The organism is Vibrio sp. 1580, assembly GCF_033340055.1.
Map to the genome: position 1 here is coordinate 1 of NZ_JAWOVT010000270.1, position 713 is coordinate 713.

At 46.7% G+C, this 713-nt stretch carries 1 protein-coding gene; it reads right to left on the reverse strand.

Annotation, left to right across the window (positions count from 1 at the left end; all coding sequences use genetic code 11):
* On the reverse strand, positions 1–713 hold a 713-nt coding region (locus tag R7093_RS25445; RefSeq protein ID WP_318147049.1), incomplete at both ends, for a DUF6701 domain-containing protein.

The window sequence follows — 713 nt, forward strand, 5'->3', positions numbered from 1 at the left end:
AAGGCGAGTGTTGCTCGCTCGACAAAACAACCGATGCTGCTGGTGCGCCATCATGCATAAAGTTGGTCGTGACCAAAGCATCACAATAAGCTGATGAGTCGATAGGATCACTGATAGAACCCCCTTTTTGCCAGATGATGGGTTTCACCGTTAACGAGAAGTGTTCGCCAGCGGCAATGAACTTATCACCTTGTTCGGATGTGCCTGAAGGCAAGGTGTTTTGGTTCTCACAGATTGCCAAGGTCCATGGTCGCGAGTACACATTAAACTTGCCTGTTACTTCAACTGTGCCGTCGTCCGGACACTCTGAAAATCCTTCACATTCGAATTGGTCGGATAACGTCACCTCGAACAGTCCGGATTCGTTAGTAATTAAGCCATGTTCCGATAATCCGTCTTTGAACTCAGCAGAATAACTAAAATCACCTTCGCTTCCACCGAGAGGTTTAATCAAAGGGTGAACTACTTTGGGTTTACCATTGTAATTGCTGGCAACGACGGGTTCTCCTGTGGAGGCACAAGCGAGCAGACGGGTATGAACATTTTCTGGTTTACCAGCGATGACGCGAATTTCACTCAGTGTCCGTCTTTCATTTGAATACGCTTCGAACATAAACGGCGTAAACATGAAGTTGACTGTTTGCTCCTTAGCGGAGTCTCCGACCATCGTGAAAGTCAGATAGTAATTGGCGTCTAATGCGATCTTATCGATG